Raw genomic sequence first — 19,146 nt, forward strand, 5'->3', positions numbered from 1 at the left:
GGCTTGATTTGGCTCGTCATATTCTACTTTGGAGCAGATTCGCTTCAGAGTTGTATAAAATAAAAAGCAGAGAAAATTTTTCTCTGCTTTCTTTTTAACATTAAGGTTGATTAATTGTTTTTTTGATAAATAAAACTTCAAAAAATACAAAATTTTTCATTTCTCAAGGCTCAATATCTTCCATTTTACTCCCTAAAACTAGCCTTTCACAAGCTTCTCCTTTCTCCACTTTTGCTGACCAACTACTCTTTTTTCTTTCTTCCCGAATTAATAAGGCTTTGGTGCAGGAGATACTCTATTTGTCCATTTACACTTCGGAATTCATCATTGGCCCATTTTTCGAGGAGTTTATAAGTAGACTCATCTATCCTTAAGACAAAGGATTTCTTGCCTTTGTTTTCCGAAGTGTTCTGAGCTTTTTCTGATTTCATTATTCTTGTTTTTGATGCAAGATGCATTGGTTATATTCCTGATTTATAATTTCAATAAATCCTGAATGCCTGATTGTTATGACTACTAGTTATACAGTGTTCCTGCATTCAACACTGGTGTTACCGCTTTTTCACCACAAAGAACCACCATTAAGTTACTTACCATTGCTGCTTTTCTTTCATCATCAAGTTCAACGATATTTTCTTCTGAAAGTTTTTTCAGGGCAAGGTCTACCATTCCAACCGCTCCTTCTACGATTTTTGTCCTTGCTGCTACAATCGCTGTAGCCTGCTGTCTTTGAAGCATAGCACCTGCAATTTCTGAGGCATACGCTAAATGCGAAATTCTGGCTTCCTGAATTACGATTCCTGCTTTTGAAAGACGATCTGTAAGTTCCTGTTCCAAAATAGAATTGATTTTATCTCCACCTTCCCTCAATGTAATCGGAGCATGATCATCTTCCAGATTATCATAAGGGAAACTCATGGCTAAATGACGTACTGCTGCTTCACTCTGCATTCTTACAAAGTCTGAATAACGTTCTACATCAAAAGCAGCTTTATAAGTATCTCCTACTTTCCATACCATTACTACTGCAATTTCGATAGGATTCCCCATTTTATCATTTACCTTCAAAGTTTGTCCCTGTAAGTTTTCTGAACGCAATGACATTTTCTGAGATGAGTATAATGGATTGATAAAGAATAATCCGTTATCTTTTACGGTTCCTACATACTTTCCGAAGAAGTTCAAAACTCTCGAGTGGTTAGGCTGAATAATCATTAGCCCTTTTAAGAAAAAGCACGCAAGCAGAAAGCAAAGCATTGCAATCGCAACAAACGTAATACTTTGATCCACCCCACTGATAAAGAAGTAAGCCGCAACAACAAAGAGCGCCAGACAGATCACTAATGTAAGGTAACCCGACATAGGTTTTAATGTTTTCTCCATGATTGAATTTTTAATTTGATATTATTTTGATATCATAAAGTTAGCAGTAAATTTTGGATTTTTAATGATAAATTTTGGATTTTTTGAAGGGTTCGAGATACGAATTGCAGGGTTTGGGGTTTCAATTCCTTTAAGTATCTGTAGTTTTTTATAGTAATTGCAGCCGAGATAAAGAGGAATAAACGCCAGGTTAGAAAAGTTTTTGTAATCTATAATGTAAAAGACCACAAAGGCATTTCACTCAGCTAAGGGCGTACTTTTCTGAACGAAGTGCCGCTGCGAACGGAAAAATTAACTACACTATACATTTAACATTGCAAACATTGCGTTAAAACAAATCTTTAAAGTATTTCATTATCTACATAAAATAACCGTTATACTTTCATCTTTTTATGCACAAAAAAATCCCGGAATGATTTCCGGGATTTAAAGTAATATGTTTAAAGATTATTTCTTCGTTAAGGTTTTAAACTTGAAATAAGATACAGCTGCTAAAGTGATCATTGTTCCGATTCCGATGTATACCCAAGCTGGTATTGGCACCGGATCTCCTGCTGCATAAGAGTGAAGTCCGCTTAGATAGTAATTCACTCCAAAATAAGTCATTACCATTGAACAGAAAGCAAACATGGTTGCAACGTGGAATGCCCATCTGCTTCTTAATCCTGGAACTAATCTCATGTGTAATACAAAAGCGTATACCATAATAGAAATGAAAGCCCATGTTTCTTTCGGGTCCCAGCTCCAGTATCTACCCCAAGATTCATTCGCCCAAATACCTCCAAGGAAGTTCCCTACTGTTAGGGCAAAAAGACCTACCGTTAGTGACATTTCAGAAACAATTACCAGTTCTTTCAGTGTTGTATCATGGTGAATTTTATAGGTGTCTTTGTTTGAGATAATATAGAATACTAAAGATAGTACAGCAATAATCATCGACAGGGCAAAGAAACCATAACTTGATGTAATAATCGCCACGTGAACAATCAACCAGTAAGATTTCAATACCGGAACCAGCGGCGTGATTTGTGGATCAAGTGCTGAACCTCCGTGCGCAAATCCCATCATGATTACAGCTACCATAAATCCTGATGCAGGAATCAAAGCATTGGAATTTCTATACAATGCAAAACCTGCAGAAATACCCACCCATGAGATAAAGATAATTGCTTCATATCCGTTACTCCAAGGTGCATGTCCAGAAATATACCATCTTGCTACAAGGCCTAGGAAGTGGAACATATATCCTATAGACCCAATACCAATGATTATTTTAATCACTTTATTTAAAGCTTTATTAGGCTTGAATAGCTCAACAAAACCTAACATTAAAAGAAGCCCTCCAATAATTGTATAGAAGATTAATAATTTGAAATTGATATTCACATTATTCATGAATACCTCAAGATCTACTTTAGATTGATCAGGAATAACAGCTTTCCCCCATTTCTTCTGATAGTCTGAAAGTTTCACCAACTCTGTATCTGCTTTGCTCCAGTTTCCTGATCTTTGTGCTCCGATAACTTCTGCAAAATAAGGTCCCATTACTTGCTGAGACTCCATATCCGGTTCGAATTTCTGGTCTAACCATGAATGCCAAGTGTGGTTGGCATCATTTTTTACAGGAACAATTCTTAAAAACTGACCACTGAAAAACTCATTGAAGATCTGAACTCTTTCATTAAGTTTAATTACCTGCTTGTCATATTCAGACTGATCTGCCGGTTTTTTGGCAAAAGCAGCGTTATAATCTCTTTCCAGAATATAAGTTAACATTCCTGTTCTCTTATCTACCGGGAATAAATTCAGTAAAGAAGTATATCCTTCTTCATTTGCTTTTGTTTTTTCGAGAAGAGCTTTACCTCCTTTTTCATCAACCTTAATTAGAGGAACTGATGTCCAGCTTTCCGTGTCTGTATTGATAGAAAGGAACCATTGGTTAGCATCCAGGGATTTTCCGTCTGTTCCTTTGAAGGTGTCATGCTTGTAAAGTTTTCTTAAAACCTCTAAAGCCTGAGTGTTCATTGGAATAATTCGTCCTTCGAAGTTCTGAACCAACAGGTAACCGAATTTTTCTGCGTGTTCTTTGCTGATCTTATTTCTTGAAATGATTTCATCAGCTGAAATGGTTCTCATTTTCCCCATTGGAGAAGCTAATGAGTTCTGTCTTATCTCGCTATCCTGGGATGCTTGAGTTTGAGGAGCCGGTGCTGCATGTGTATGCCCGTCACCTTCTACGTGTACGTGTTCTCTGCTTCCGTCAGTAGTTCCATGCGTTTCGATTTTTTGAGCATTCAACCCAAAGCTTAAGAATAATAAAAGTACTACTGCTGCTTTCTTTTTATTAACGTCTTTCAGCATTTTATTTAATTTCCAGAAGTGTGTTCCTTTCCAGAAGAAGATCACAAACATGCCTAAGAATAATAATCCATACCCGATATAAGAAACTAAAGTTCCCCAAAAATCGTGGTTTACAGATAATACTGTTCCCATTCTGTCTGGGTCAAAGCTTGACTGGAAGAAACGGTATCCTTTATAGTTTAGAACGTGGTTCATATAGATTTTATAAGGCGTTTCTTTTCCTTCGTCTACAATTTTAATGTGACTTTCATAAGCACTTGGAGAACTACTTCCCGGATATGTTTCCATCACAAAATCATCTAATTTCAAAGCAAATGGAGTGTTATAAACTTTTGGTCCGTATCCAACCATGATGTTCAATCCGTCCATGGTGATTTGCTTATAAGCATTTGGATTTCCTTTTTCCACAGAAAGGTCAACCAATTGTTTTGTTTTTGGCCCTTGTAATTCAATCTGAAGCATATCCGGCACGTTGGCATCTTTCTTTCTATCGCCTTCAATAGCCATCAGTTTTCCTTTTTTAAGACCTTCAGGAACTACCAGTTTTAACTCATTGATGGTATATAAACTTCTCAATGCCAAAGGCTGGAATTCATCTTTTACAGTACTTCCGGTTGCCTGAGTTGCCATGGTCATGAAACTTGCATCTACTGGAGTTTTAATAAATAATTTTCCTCCTTCATTTTTGAATTCAACAGCTCCATCAATAGCTCTGTTAAATGTTACCAAAGTTCCGTTGATCGATTTTGTATCCCCGGCTTTGATGTAGATGTTTTGTCTTCCTGTTTTCCCGGTTGAAACCAGGTGAAGGTACTCAGTTCCGTTAGGTTCAGCCAATAAACTGTCTTTTTTTCTTTGAATATATTCTTTTGCAAAGATCTTTACTTCTTTCCCGTGGAAATCATAAGTTGCGTTAAGATCTTTATGTAAAGGAGACATCAGGTAAGGAATATCCTGGTAATTAAGGACATCACCTTTTTCCTCGATCTGGATTTTAAGGAAATTTTTATCCGTTACAATTTCGTTGGATGTTTCCCCTTCTCTGATGTGCATCGTTCCTTCAAAACTGATGTATCTTGTGATGGCACCACCGATAAAAATGAAGATAAAGGCAAGGTGAAAAACCAAAACCGGCCATTTATCTCTTTTCCACAGTCTGTATCTTCCGATATTTCCTATGAAGTTAATAATAAGCAGCACCATAATGAGTTCAAACCATTTGGCCTCATAAATTAATGCTTTTGCTGTAGGAGTTCCGTAGTCGTTTTCTAAGAACGTTGCATAGGCCATTGCGAATGCAAAAACCAGTAACAATACAGCCATTGTCCTGGTTGAGATAATAATATCCTGGAGCTTCTTCATGTTTATATGTACTTGACATGCAAAAATAAGGATGATAAACCATAAAGAGCTGAAAAAAAGCTGTTTTTTGTCATTTTGATCCCTGTTTTCGTTATTTTGAATCATTCTTAATAAGTTTGGAGTTATTAAGAAAAAATCAATTTTTAATCCTGAAAAAATACGGATTTATAATACCTATATCAGTGATTGAATACTTCTATTTCAGGCTATTGTTTTTCATCTCAAAACTTCAGAAAAGAAGTTTATTAAAAGTTCTCTATTGATTTCAGGTTTATAGATAAATTCGTGTGAGCCATTTTCTATGGTCTGAAAGATCCATCCTTTTGCCTTAGATTTATTTTGATTATAAATTTTCAGTACATCATCATAACTAAATACATAATCATCTTTTGCATTAATAGTGTACAATGGATGATCTTCCGTAATATTTTCAAATGGGATAGCTCCAATATTTAATACGGGATTTGGAGCAAAGGCATAAAACGCTTTGAATGGAGTTTCTTTCCGGGATGCAAACCAGAATGCAGCAGTTCCGCCATTGGACATACCTCCCAAATAAATTCTATTTTTATCTATGTTATATTTTTTTTCAACATCCTTCAGGATTGTAAAAATATTTTCAAAGGCTTTCTGTTGATTCATCCAACCAAAATCTTTTTTAGCGAAAGGATAAACAATAATTGCATTGAAATGATCACCCACAGAAAAAATGGGTTCTTTTTTCACATCTGGATTTTGATTGTAGAAATCATTCAGGGAATTGACTCCTCCATGAAGAAAGAAAATAACTTTCACTGGCTTTGAAGACTTGTATCTTTTTGGAACGAAAACTATATAAGGAGCTTTCAACCCCTCGGGTTCTGTAAAATACAAAGCAAATCCGGATGGTGCCTGATTAAAGGAAATACTTTCCATGATTTGGTTTTTAATAATTTCCTGATTCCAGTCTTCTATTTTCTGGTTCCTCAATTTTTCTATTTGAGTCACCTTACTTTCCAGATCTCTTAAAAGTTGTTTAAACTCTATATTCTGACTTAGATTTTTAAACCGTTCATTGGTCTGTAGGAAAATAACTTCATTCCTGCTTTTTCCAAGTCCGAGTTTAGCTCCTTTCTTAAGCCATTCAAGAGCTGTTTTTGTATCATTACAATTGGCAGCAGCAGAAGCCGCACTTACATAATCATAAAGCCCAATTTCAGATTGCAAGTTAAAAGCATCTTTAAAATTTGAAAGAGCAGCACAATATTCTTTTGCCTGTAAATTGGATGTAGCTTCCTTCATCAAAGCTTCATAAGACTGTGAAAATGCATTTGAGAAGCATAACAGGCATGATAATAATACGGTTTTCATGTTATTTTTATTTCAAAAATAATCAATCCTTTTTACTCTTTTATCTGACTTTACGTTTATTTCTCCAGTGAAATCTTTTTCCTGATCTTGCTTAAAAATTCGTGAGTAATTCCAAGATAAGATGCAACCTGTTGTTGGGTAAGTTTCTGCTCAAGCCCGGGATATTTTTCCAAAAATTCAAGATAGCGTCTATCAGCAGTTTTACCGGTTAAAGAAAGAATTCTTCTCTGAAGTGCCACTGATGAACGTTGATTCATAATTCTAAATAGTTTTTCAGTTTGAGGCATTATCTCATAGAGTTCTTCCTTATCTTTTTTTGAGATCATTAAGACTTCACTATCCATAAGGGCTTCAATGTTTAAAATACTGGGAACATCATTAAGCAGACTATCAATATCCGTGATCCACCACTCTTCTACTGCAAAATATAAAGTCTGTTCAAATCCATTTTCATTAAGATAATAGATTTTGAAACACCCATTCAGAACAAAACCTTCAAAAAGACAATAATCTCCTTCTTTCAGAACAATTTCTTTCTTCTTAAAACTTTTCAATTGGAAAGGTGCAGAAAACTGCTTGAAATCTTCCTTAGAAAGATCAATATAGCGGCTGATATTTTTGTAAAGCAGATTGAACATGATATTATTTAACAAAAATAAAGATACCCATATTCCTGGTATCTTTATTTATTAGTGTATCTGAAAATTTTATTTCTCTTTTAAAAAATCATTTGTATTTACGATATGGGCATAAAGATTACCCAATGCAGATATTCCTGCAAGAAAAGGTCTTTGAACTTCTGCGGCCTTTACTACCTTTCCATTAAGCTCCCTGTCCCTTGTTGCAGTAGCATCGCCAATAATAGTGTTATTGAATCCAAAGTCAAAAGATGCTCTTGTGGTAGATTCTATACAAACATCTGTCATCATTCCGGTAATAATTAAGTTTTTAATATTCTTGGACTGAAGGTAGCTCAACAGTTCTGTCTCTCTGAAACTGTTAGGAAAATGTTTTTCAATCACCTTTTCATTAGTCAAAGGAGAAACCAAGGAGTAAATTTCCGCTCCCGAAGTTCCCGGTAAGAAGAAAGTAGCTCCTTCATTGGTTGAGATATGACGGATATGAATGACAGGAAGATTGTTTTTCCTGAAATACCCCAAAACCTGTTGAGTGTTTTTAGCTGCCTGTTCTGCTCCTTCCAATGTCATTTTTCCTCTGGGGAAGTAATCGTTCTGTACGTCGATAATTAATAATGCTGTGCTTTCCATTTTTCTTTTTTGTTGTGCGTTAGTAGATACCAGTGATAATAAAACAAGACATAAAGCCAAAGTGCTTTTCAATAGATTTTTCATTGCTTACATTTTATGGGACAAAATTATCAGACCTATAGTTTCTAACCTTTGAACTAGTTCAAAAAAATACTTCCTGCTTGAAAATTAAATCCCGAAGAAAAAACCTGACTTAAATATAGATTTTAAACTTAAGCTCCATTGTTTTTTGGAAAAATTATAAAGAAATACAAATCAATTAATATAATTTAACAGCTCTGTATTTGGATAAACAAAAAAAATAACCCTATTTTTATTTCAGACAATATTTATAAGACAAAATATTTTTAAATCAACTTAAAACAATCGCAGTAAAAAGTGGTATTACAAAATGTTTTTTGAAGAAAAAAGATTCTTTTTAGTATTGAAAAAACGTTAAATTTGCCTCATTGATATTTATGGATAAAAAGACACAAAAAAAACCGACTGAATTGCCTGAAAAAGGCAGAATTTTATCTAAGCCACGTATATTTTTCGGGCTTACTTTTATACTGTTCTCCGCTGTTCTTGCTTTATCGTTCATTTCCTATTTAATGAACTGGAAGGCAGACCAAAGCCAGGCAGGAACAATGCTGGATAAGAGTATAAAATCTTCAAACATCTTCGGTAAGGCCGGAGATTGGTTTGGAAATATTTTCATATTTGAAAGCATCGGTATAGCCTCATTTATTATAGCATTCCTATTTCTGGTTGTTGGAACTCTGATTCTTAAAAAGAAGACCTTCAAGCCATGGAAAACAATTGGTCATTCTCTGTTTTTCATTTGCTGGCTTCCTATTTTTATGGGAGCGCTTACCAAAGGACAAGGTGTTCTTGGAGGTGTTTACGGATACCAGGTTATGGATTACTTAAATGCAATTATCGGATCTGTAGGATTATGGACTGTATTGGCAGCAAGTATCCTTTTATATTTTATTCTTGAATTTAATCTTCGCCCAAGTTCTATCAAAGCAAAACTAAGTAAGATCAACGAAAATACTATTGGAAAAGTAAAATCAATGATGCCTGATTCTAATGAGGACTTTGAATCAGATGAAGAATTAAAAGAAGAAATTAATGAAACAGAAATCGAAAAAGAAGTAGCTCCAAATGTTAAAGTAAGTGACATCACCAATTCTATATCTAATGGCTCCATCAATAAGGTTAAAGAACCGGAACCGGTAAATACTCCAAAAGGGTTCCCTGAAGTTCCGGCAACAAGTACTATTGAAACAATCACTACTCCTAATCATACTTCATTTGATAATGAGCCACAACAGGTTGCTCAACCTGTAAGCTTAAATCTTTCTACAAAGCCAACAATTCCGGTTTCAAGCCCGGAAGATGCTTTTGATATGAACCCTGCTATTTCTATTCCTGTTCCTACTCCGGCTCCTGTAGTTCCTGCAACACCAGCGCCTGCACAGGAAAACATTAAGTTTAATGTAGAAGTAGCCCCGGTAATTGATGTTTTGGATGATTCTGACAAAAAATCTCAGGAGCTTGTTGAAAAACATGGTTTGTATGATCATAAATTAGATCTGGCTAATTTCCAAATGCCGCCTGTTGAATTATTAAAAGATTATGGTAACGAGGAAATTTCCATCAACAAAGAAGAATTAGAAGAAAATAAAAACAAAATCGTTGGACTTCTGAAGAACTTCAACGTAGGAATTGCAGAGATTAAAGCGACCATTGGTCCAACAGTTACTTTATACGAGATTGTACCCGAAGCTGGAATCCGTGTTGCAGCCATTAAAAAGTTACAGGACGATATCGCATTAAACCTTTCTGCATTGGGAATCAGAATTATTGCTCCAATGCCAGGAAAAGGAACCATTGGTATTGAAGTACCAAGAAAAAATCCTACGATGGTTTCTATGCGTTCTGTAATTGCCTCTCATAAATTCCAGAATACGGATATGGATCTTCCGGTGGTTTTCGGAAAAACGATTTCCAACGAGATCTTTATGGCTGACCTTTCAAAAATGCCTCACTTATTGATGGCTGGAGCAACAGGACAAGGTAAGTCTGTCGGGATTAATGCAATCCTTACTTCCCTACTCTACAAGAAGCATCCAAGCGAACTTAAATTCGTAATGGTTGACCCTAAAAAAGTGGAACTTTCTCTATATTCAAAAATTGAAAGACATTATTTAGCAAAATTACCGGATGCTGAAGAAGCCATTATCACAGATACCAATAAAGTAATCAATACCCTGAACTCCTTGTGTATTGAAATGGATACAAGATATGACCTTCTTAAGAATGCTTTCTGTAAAAACCTTAAAGAATACAACAAGAAGTTTGCGGAAAGAAAATTAAATCCTGAAAACGGACACCGTTTCCTTCCTTATATTGTATTGGTAGTAGACGAGTTTGCAGACTTAATTATGACTGCAGGAAAAGAAGTTGAATTACCGATTGCCAGATTAGCACAGCTTGCAAGAGCTGTAGGTATCCACCTAATTGTTGCAACTCAGAGACCATCCGTGAATGTAATTACAGGTATGATTAAAGCCAACTTCCCGGCAAGAGCTGCCTTTAGAGTAATATCAAGTGTAGACTCAAGAACGATCCTTGATTCTCCGGGAGCAGATCAGCTGATTGGTAAAGGAGATATGCTTTATTTCAACGGTAATGAAATACTAAGACTTCAGTGTGCTTTTGTAGATACTCCGGAAGTTGAAAGACTTGCAGAATTCATTGGAGAACAGAAAGGATATTCATCTGCATTCCTTCTGCCGGAATATGTTTCAGAAGATGCGAACAGTTCTGCTGTAGGTGCTTTTGATCCTAATGAAAAGGATGCATTATTTGAAGAAGCTGCAAGAATTATTGTTTCTACCCAACAGGGATCCACTTCAATGCTTCAGAGACAATTGAAACTTGGATACAACAGAGCCGGAAGAATCATGGATCAGCTAGAAGCAAGTGGTATTGTAGGCGGTTTCAATGGAGCTAAAGCAAGAGAAGTTATCATCAGTGACCTTCATTCTTTGGAACAGTTTTTGGAAGATCTGCGTAGTTAAAGGGAAAATGTCAAAATCTTTAACCTTGAAAGTTTAAAATTATCTAAAGATTATTAAATAAGAAAAATGAAAAATATTATTTCAAAAGTTATATTGGGAAGTTTTGTTGTAGGTGCAGTAGGTATGGCAAATGCTCAGAAAATAGATGCAAAAGCTAAAAAGATATTGGATGATATTACAGCCAACTATAATTCTAAAAAGAATTCTTACTTCAAATTTTCTTTTGGAAGCGGACTGAACGGACAGGTTAACAAAACAGAACCTGGTATCTATTATACTGCCGGAGATAAATACAAACTGAAGATTATGGATACGGAACAAATCTTCGATGGAAATAAAATCTACAACATCAATGCAGATGATATGGAAGTAACCATTGCAAAGCCTAACGGAAACAGTGCCATGTTCTCCCCTATCAACTATCTTACTACCTACAGAAACGAATACAACGTAACTTATAATGGTAAGAAAACAGTAAATGGTGTAAATGCAGATTTCATTAAGCTTACTCCGATAAAAGCAAATGGAATCCAATTTGTTTACATTTTTGTAGACTCTGTGAAAAAGCAAATGGTAAAACTGGAACAGCACGGAAATAATAAAGACGTTGCAGTAATTGCGATTAAAGAGTACAAAGAGAATCAGGATCTGGATCCTAATATGTTCGTTTTCGACAAAAATAAGTTCAAAAACTACGTAATTACAGAACTTTAAAAGTTGAAAATCAAAAGGGTAAATTCACCTTTTGGGAATTTCACTTCAGAAAAAAAATAACAAAATATAAAAGCCGCAAGTTTGCGGCTTTTTGATTAATTTTGGTGCATGTTAAAAATACTAGACAAATATATTATAAAAACCTTCTTTGGACCGTTTTTCTTTATATTCAGCGTATTGTTTTTCATTTTCATTGTAAACATTATCTGGGTTCAATTAGGACAGTTTATGGGAAAAGGATTAAGCTACTGGCAGATCCTGAAACTTCTTTTTTACCTTGGGGTAAACGTTATCAGTATGGTTCTTCCGCTCACGATTCTTCTGGCGAGTATCATGTCATTTGGAGAATTTGGAGAACGTTATGAGCTGGCGGCCATGAAAGCGGCAGGAATTCCCCTTACCAGAGTAATGGCACCTCTGTTAGGAATTACTACGATTCTTGCCATCATGCTGTTTTTCTTCTCCAACAATATTATTCCGGATTTTCAGAGGAAGGCAAAGAATATGCTTTTTAATATTGCTCAAACAAAACCTGCGATCAACTTTACTCCCGGGCAGTTCATTGACCAAATCCCAGGATACATGGTGAAGTTCGACAAGATCTATGGGGAGAACGGAGAAAATATTGAAGGTGTTTTTGTTCATAAAAAAGCCAATACTTACGAAAACCAGCAATCTGTTGTGGCTGAAAAAGGAAAATTTGTACCGGCAGCCAATAAGAATTTTCTAAAACTAATCCTTTATAATGGATATGTATTTGAAGATAATTTTGCAGGAAAAGGAGAAGATGTAAGAAAAAAACAGCCTGACCAGGCAATTAAGTTCGATACTCTCGTGAATCACTTTGACATTAGTGAGCTCATCAACAAGGCCATCGAAAAAGAGCAGATTACGGATGATTATCGTTTTCAAACTTATAATGAACTTAATACAACCATTGCAGTCAGTAAAAAGGAAAATGCATTGTTCTTTAAGGGTGTAGGAACTGATGTTTTAAACCAAACCAATAGTGTAATTGCTTATATGGATCAGTCTAACAAACCTAAAGTAGCGCCAAAAGCACAGATAAAAATGGATACTGTAAAAAGTGATAAAAAGCTTGAAATGATTTACAGTTCCTACAACAGACTTGAAAATCTGAAATCAACACTTGAGGTTAAAAAGAATGAGTTCAGTACTAATGTAAAATACTTCAGTAAGGTTGTTATTTATCAGCAGAGATACATCTCTTATTCAGTTACCTGTCTTATTTTCTTTCTGATTGGTGCAAGTTTGGGATCTATCATCAGAAAAGGAGGAATGGGACTTCCGGTAATTATAGCGATTGTTATCTTCATCATTTTCTATGTGATTAATGTTGGGGTGGAAAACATGTCCTGGAGTGGTAAAATAAACCCTTATTTAGCAGCATGGCTTCCTAATTTCATTCTATTTCCATTCGGAGTATGGATGACTTATAAAGCGCTTACAGATTCACAGTTGTTTGATGCAGAAAAATACAAAGTCCTGCTCAAACCGATTACAAAAAGATTCTCAAAAAGTAAAGAGCATAAGAGATATCAATAATTTCAAGAAACAGACAGGCCCGGAAAATCCGGGCCTGTTTGTTTCTTGAAATCCGGAAGAGAGAAGCAGAAAGTTCATATTGGCCATTTCATCAATAAAGATAAATAGATTTTAAAGTAGTTCTGGAGACTTATGATTCTTGATTTTTATTCACCCTAAAAATTTATACTTTTCCTTCCCTTAAAAACGAACTCGACCTGCTGGGTAAACGACTATAAACTTCCCTCTTCCAGCCTCCAGCTTCCAACGTTTCAAAAACTATTTTCCCAGAAACGATAAAAGATTATATTTGTAAAAAATAAAACTGTAACTACATGAAAAAAGTACTGGCTTTAAGCCTGTTTGCAATGGTTTCTTTAAATGCTTACGCACAGGAAGACAACAACACGGATTATGCATTAAGAGGCGATGAAATATATGGTTATATTATAGACAAAAGTGGTAAAAAAACCGAAGGGATCGTAAGACTGAACGGAGATGCCATGTCTCCCTGGGACAATCAGAAGAAAGTAAAATTTGTTGCCGTATCTGACATTGATAAATCTAAAAAGAAACAGAAGTTTAAAACACTGGATACTGATGACATCAAAGAATATGTTGCTATTGATAATGACAATAGCGAAAGGCACTTTGAAAACATTAAGTACACTAATACCAAAGAAGGATTCAATACAGCAACAGGAGGTTTAAGCGGTAATATCAAAGCTTTTAATAACCTTACAAAAAGCACACAGTTTGCCGAAATCGTAACAGACGGCAAGATTAAGGTATATAAATTATATGGTTATCCTACTACCTTTTCAGCCGGAATCAGCCAAATTGCTGCCGCCGATGCAGAAACCAAGAAAATGAGAGAAAACCCATCTTATATCTACAGTAAAAAAGGTGGTAAAATTGAAGAACTTACTTTAGCCAAAGCCAAAATAATCATTGGAGACTGCAGCTATACTAAAAGCAAAATGACCAGTGGTACTTATGCTTCCCTAAAAAATGACGAAAAGAAAAGATCTGGTCTTGGCAGACTGATTAAAAGCCAGATTGACGATGTTATGTCAAACATCCCGGAAATTGTAGAGGAAGTCATTATGGATTACAATAAAAACTGTAAATAAATTACTAAATATGATAAAGAGACTACCAGAATCTGGAGTCTCTTTTTTGTTAAAAATCGAATTTATTTAATGAATGATTAAAACTGATAAACAAAAGCGTTAATATTCATGCCAGCTCCTACTGAAGCAAATAGAACAACATCATTCTTTTTGATCTCATGATCTTCTAATTCACCCTTTAAAATCATAGCAAGTAAAGATGGAATAGTTGCAACACTGCTGTTACCCAGTTTATGAATCACCATAGGCATGATGTGCTCCGGAGTTGGAGTATTATATAGCTGATAAAACCTACTAACAATGGCTTCATCCATTTTTTCATTAGCCTGATGAATGATAATTTTATTTAATTCATGGATTGAATATCCACTACTATCCAGACACTTTTTCATGGCTTCAGGAACATGCACAAGGGCAAATTCATAAATTTTCCTTCCATCCATTTTAATATATTTGGTATCCGGACAACGCTCATTGTTGTAAGACTTTCCAAAATATAAGTAGTCTTTTTCTGTAAAAGTATGGGAAGCAGATAAATGAGATTTGATCCCCGATTCGTTATCTGTATTAGTTTCAAGAACAGCGGCACCGGCGCCATCTGCATAAATCATACTATCTCTGTCATGGACATCCACAACACGGGAAAGTGTTTCAGCTCCAATCACCAAACAACGCTTGGCAATCCCTGCCTTGATAAATGCATTCGCCTGTATTACTCCTTCAATCCATCCCGGACATCCGAACAAAACATCGTATGCAACACAGAAATTATTTCGTATTCTTAATAAATGCTTCACGCGGGCCGCAAGACTTGGAACCATATCAGATTGAACAGTTCCAAACCGAACATCTCCAAAATTATGGGCGAATATAATATAGTCTAATGTTTCAGGATCTATTCCTGCATTTTCTATGGCAGCCTGAGCCGCTTTAAGTCCCAAATCTGAAGTGACTTGTGTACTTTTGGCATATCTTCTTTCTTCAATGCCTGTAATTTTTTTTAGTTTCTCTGTGATAGAGGCATTATTGTCTTTTAATAAAACACCTTCCTCATTAAGGAAAATATGCTTGTCAAAAAATAAATTGGTAATTGTTTCAGATGGGATATAGTTCCCCACTCCAATAATTCTGGTCATCATCTTTATGCTGTTATCCTGCTCTATAGTACTTTCAGGAATAATCCGATAAATATAACGATAATACTTAGCAATATATTATAACAAACTGATAATTCTAATTAATTTATAAATAATATTATGCAAAAAAGAGGATTCCATTGTTGGAATCCTCTTTCTATATTTTCAAAAACTGAAAATTATACTTTCATAATTTCAGCTTCTTTTGTCTTAAGATGCTCATCGCAAAGCTTCACATACTTATCTGTATACGTCTGGATTTCTTCTTCCACACCTTTCACAACATCTTCAGAAACTCCATCCAACTTTTTAAGCTCTTTCAAACCTTCCTGTCTTGCGTTTCTTACAACAATTTTTGTCTGCTCAGTTTCGCTTTTAGCTTGTTTTGCCAAATCTCTTCTTCTTTCCTCCGTTAAAGGTGGTACATTAAGAATGATATTTTCCCCATTGTTAGAAGGTGCAAAACCTAAATTAGAATTGATAATTGCTTTTTCAATAGCATTGATTGCTGTTCTGTCCCAAGGTTGAATAGAGATAGTCATTGCATCTGGAATAGAAACATTGGCAACCTGGTTGATTGGAGTCATTGCTCCATAATATTCAACCATTACATCCTGAACCATTGATGTAGAAGCACGTCCTGCTCTGATTCTTTGAAATGCATGGTCAAGGTGTTTTACCGCTGCATCCATGTCCTGTTTTACAGATTCTAATATTAGATCTAATTCTTCCATTATTATAGTATAGTTTGATAAATTACACATTAATTAATACTTACTGTAAATCAAATAGTTAAATCTTGTGAACTTTCTATTTTCAAGCTGTTTTTTTACTATTTTTTACTATTCAGTGGTGCAAAAATAATGATTGTTTTCGATATTTCACTAAGCTTACATTCTCTATTTTTGGGAAAACAGCTCTTTTTTACGATCAATCGTTACTTGTTTAGTGTTTGCTATTCATAGTTTCTTATGATGAAGGATTAGAATGGAGTATATTCATCAGCTCAAAATTTATCCTTTCCATTCAAAAGAAAAGAATTGACACATAAACAATTAAAATACAACTTTACCAATTTATCAAATACGGTTTTATTTTGCTTTACTTAGGTTTAATACCTGAAAATCTGTGAATCATTACCCATATAAAAACGACAGGTACAAATACCTACAGAACATTTCGGATGTTTCCACGCTTATAGACATCATTTTTTCTCCCTTACTTTACAATATTCTTTTTAATAAAGCTTTTTTATTCAGAAACATCACAGATTACAGAATCTGGAAATGAATATCCATACAGGCCTAAAAGACCCGATTAAAATCATTTATCTATAATTTGTGATGAAGTGCAATTATGGAATGGAGTATTCTACAAAGGTTACTCCACAGAAATAAACAACCTTACTCATTTTTAAACTCATTTTAAATTACCCAAATCATGACAAATCCATCGTTAGATGCCTATCAGCAGATCTTCAGCCTTGCATGCCTCGCAAACCGTGCCGGAGGCTATAATGGCACTCGCAGTCAGTTGCAAGAACAGCTTCAGTATGACTTATCCTTTTACTTCAATACTGTTCCGCCTGTTGCAGTAGCAGGGCAGCAGAGCCCTTCAGTTGCTGACCCTTCGGTTCTACCGATGCTAGGGAGCTGGAATCTTGTCTGGGGCCCGGCACTGGTTGAAGAAACAGACCCAAATAGCCAACCGACAGGAGTTGCAGACAATGCATTATATGTAGCCCAATGTGATGCTCTTGCATTTCCTGGAGGCCCTATATTGCCTGTCTATGTAGTAGCAATTGCAGCTACCAACCCAGCCTCTCTCTATGACTGGGAGACAGAAGATTTTTCAGTATCGGAGGTTGTTAACTGGACAACCTATGATCCTTCAGAAATCATAATATCAGACTATAATAAAAACGATCCGTTTATTTCAAAAGGCACTGCCACAGGTATAAGTATACTTCTCGGGCTCACCAGCCCTGAAACAGCAGCCTCTCCCGGCACTACTCTTCAGCAGTTCCTTGCGGGTTTACAACCCGATACTGAAACAGCAATTATATTTTGCGGTCATAGTCTGGCTGGAGCCTTATCTCCTACTTTGGCTCTTTATCTGCAAGAACAGCAACAACTGGAAGCCTTCGGTATTACCCTTGTATACCCTACCGCCGGGCCTACTCCGGGTGACGTCAACTTTGCCAATCGATTTAACGATACATTTCCTCCATTACCGTCAGGCTGGGTGTCTCAACCGGGAGATTACCAGAGCTGGAATACCATGCACTGGAATGATCTGGATGTTGTGCCACACGCCTGGCAGGAAACTGACATGGAGCTGATTGCAGACCTATACGGTACATCGCTTGATCCATACACATACGGTATCTTGAAAGCACTCCAGGACTTTGCGGTTATTGATTCGCTGAAATCAGACGCACCTTATACCATGATCAGAAATCAATCATTACCTGGTATACTTCAAAACTATGGATCTTCAGGTAAAATTGCTAGCCCGCCTCAGTCTATTCATGATTACATTTCTCAGTTGTTCCTGCAACATACTTATCTGTATTATGGCCGTATTGCCAGCAAGAATACCCCTGCAATATCCGGAATTATCCTATCACATCCACTCCCTGAGTCAAAAACTGATTACTTGGTACCGGGAATAACTTCAGTAACAGAGGATGAGATGATTTTAAAAATAATCGGACAGATTAGTCAATGGATTAAATCTCATATTCATTTTACAGAAAAACAATCCATAGAAACTGAAGCTAATAAATAATACTCAGAAATTTTTTAATACTATGGAGGAAGCCGAAAATCCTAATAAGAGTAGGCCTAAAATTAATACCAATACAAAATGAACTCATTACAACAAATCACAGATGCCTGGGGTAAATGGTACTCACAGCAACATGGCACTACCTGCAGATTTACCGCAAGTACAGATTATTCAAGCCAAAGCTTTCTCGATGATTACCATCAGTATCAGGTAAGCACCACAGCTCAGAGCATCGTTTATGATGGTAGTTCACTGCCAACCAATGGTTCAAACGTGGCTTTTGAAACCATTTATAACAACAATACACAGGTTTCCAATCAGCAAAGCCTTATAGAAACGGAAACATCAACCCAAACATTTGAATGGTCTATTACAGAAGCTCTTTCTATTGGCGTTGAAATATCAGCTACCGAGGGCGTTCCTGCCGTTGCGTCCAGTACTCAAAAAGTAACCGTTAATCTATCACTTTCCTCAACACAAAAAAGTACTGTTACCAATACACAGTCCTGGTCTGTAAACACCATGTTAACCATACCTCCACAAAGCTCCATAAAAGCAGATATTGTGATTGGTACTCAGAGTTATAATATCAATTTTACAGTATCTGTCATGCTAAACGGATATGTAGCCATCTGGAACAATGATAAAGTAAATGGCCACTGGCTGTGGTTTATTCCTATTACTCAGGTTTTTTCAGATTGTATAGCAAATAATATCATAGATACTTCAGGGTATGATATTGTAGGCGGAGGAGTATCCACTACTGCAAGCGGTGTATTTACGGGAAGTCAGGGGGTAAATGTTGTTGTCAACACCATTCAGTATCCATTAAACAGTAATGATACATCGGCAAAAAATTCCGATTTCATTGACCCTCCTAAAGTAAATACCATAGTCGCTATGACAGGTAAAGAATAAATGAAGGACAAATAAAAACCACTTGCCATGGCTTTAATTACCGCGACAAGTGGTTTATTTTTTATAGAAAACTGATTTCCGGCAAAAGATAAGAAATAACAGGATATATTGTAAT

Annotated in this window: 14 protein-coding genes; 6 read left to right on the forward strand and 8 right to left on the reverse strand. The window is 35.8% G+C overall.

Going from position 1 to position 19,146, the window contains the following annotated elements; translation table 11 throughout:
- Positions 1–242: 242 nt before the first annotated feature.
- The 6 genes from J2772_RS13350 to J2772_RS13375 form a co-directional block, all read right to left on the reverse strand.
- Entirely contained in the window at positions 243–431 is a 189-nt protein-coding gene (locus J2772_RS13350) for an Arc family DNA binding domain-containing protein (protein WP_209917434.1), read from the reverse strand.
- 85 nt (positions 432–516) lie between these two features.
- Positions 517–1,383: an SPFH domain-containing protein gene (locus J2772_RS13355; protein WP_209917436.1), complete on the reverse strand. Its 867-nt coding sequence runs from the start codon at positions 1,381–1,383 to the stop codon at positions 517–519.
- Positions 1,384–1,830: 447 nt separating this feature from the next.
- Positions 1,831–5,106 (reverse strand): cytochrome c biogenesis protein CcsA, encoded by a 3,276-nt coding sequence (gene ccsA, locus J2772_RS13360; protein WP_209917446.1) that lies wholly within the window; start codon positions 5,104–5,106, stop codon positions 1,831–1,833.
- A gap of 216 nt (positions 5,107–5,322) precedes the next feature.
- Positions 5,323–6,456: a prolyl oligopeptidase family serine peptidase gene (locus tag J2772_RS13365; RefSeq protein WP_209917448.1), complete on the reverse strand. Its 1,134-nt coding sequence runs from the start codon at positions 6,454–6,456 to the stop codon at positions 5,323–5,325.
- A 56-nt stretch (positions 6,457–6,512) separates the two neighbouring features.
- Positions 6,513–7,094, reverse strand: a complete 582-nt coding sequence (locus J2772_RS13370) for a Crp/Fnr family transcriptional regulator (protein ID WP_209917450.1) — start codon at positions 7,092–7,094, stop codon at positions 6,513–6,515.
- Positions 7,095–7,163: 69 nt separating this feature from the next.
- A complete protein-coding gene (locus tag J2772_RS13375; protein WP_209917452.1) occupies positions 7,164–7,808 on the reverse strand; it encodes a cysteine hydrolase family protein in 645 nt (214 codons plus the stop codon).
- A 374-nt stretch (positions 7,809–8,182) separates the two neighbouring features.
- Here J2772_RS13375 and J2772_RS13380 point away from each other — a divergent pair, with 374 nt between their 5' ends.
- The 4 genes from J2772_RS13380 to J2772_RS13395 all read left to right on the forward strand — a co-directional run bounded on the left by J2772_RS13380 (position 8,183) and on the right by J2772_RS13395 (position 14,187).
- Positions 8,183–10,795: an FtsK/SpoIIIE family DNA translocase gene (locus J2772_RS13380; protein WP_209917454.1), complete on the forward strand. Its 2,613-nt coding sequence runs from the start codon at positions 8,183–8,185 to the stop codon at positions 10,793–10,795.
- A 66-nt stretch (positions 10,796–10,861) separates the two neighbouring features.
- The gene (locus J2772_RS13385) at positions 10,862–11,509 is read left to right on the forward strand and encodes a LolA family protein (protein WP_209917456.1); all 648 of its coding nucleotides are present in this window, start codon (positions 10,862–10,864) and stop codon (positions 11,507–11,509) included.
- 108 nt (positions 11,510–11,617) lie between these two features.
- Positions 11,618–13,075: an LptF/LptG family permease gene (locus tag J2772_RS13390; protein WP_209917458.1), complete on the forward strand. Its 1,458-nt coding sequence runs from the start codon at positions 11,618–11,620 to the stop codon at positions 13,073–13,075.
- Positions 13,076–13,389: 314 nt separating this feature from the next.
- Entirely contained in the window at positions 13,390–14,187 is a 798-nt protein-coding gene (locus J2772_RS13395) for a hypothetical protein (RefSeq protein WP_209917459.1), read from the forward strand.
- Positions 14,188–14,264: 77 nt separating this feature from the next.
- On the opposite strand, the gene J2772_RS13400 is transcribed toward J2772_RS13395, so the two are convergent.
- Positions 14,265–15,326: a 3-oxoacyl-ACP synthase III family protein gene (locus J2772_RS13400; RefSeq protein WP_209917461.1), complete on the reverse strand. Its 1,062-nt coding sequence runs from the start codon at positions 15,324–15,326 to the stop codon at positions 14,265–14,267.
- Positions 15,327–15,502: 176 nt separating this feature from the next.
- Complete coding sequence (gene frr, locus J2772_RS13405; RefSeq protein ID WP_209917462.1) at positions 15,503–16,057, reverse strand: ribosome recycling factor; 555 nt, start codon at positions 16,055–16,057, stop codon at positions 15,503–15,505.
- Positions 16,058–16,763: 706 nt separating this feature from the next.
- Between frr and J2772_RS13410 the strand changes: the two genes are divergently transcribed.
- Both J2772_RS13410 and J2772_RS13415 read left to right on the forward strand, forming a co-directional pair.
- Positions 16,764–18,113: a lipase family protein gene (locus J2772_RS13410; RefSeq protein WP_209917463.1), complete on the forward strand. Its 1,350-nt coding sequence runs from the start codon at positions 16,764–16,766 to the stop codon at positions 18,111–18,113.
- Between the two features lie 78 nt (positions 18,114–18,191).
- A complete protein-coding gene (locus J2772_RS13415) occupies positions 18,192–19,031 on the forward strand; it encodes an ETX/MTX2 family pore-forming toxin (protein WP_209917465.1) in 840 nt (279 codons plus the stop codon).
- Positions 19,032–19,146 lie beyond the last annotated feature (115 nt).

Origin of the sequence: Chryseobacterium jejuense (genome assembly GCF_017877355.1) — a bacterium.
Classification (GTDB): Bacteria; Bacteroidota; Bacteroidia; order Flavobacteriales; family Weeksellaceae; genus Chryseobacterium; species Chryseobacterium jejuense_A.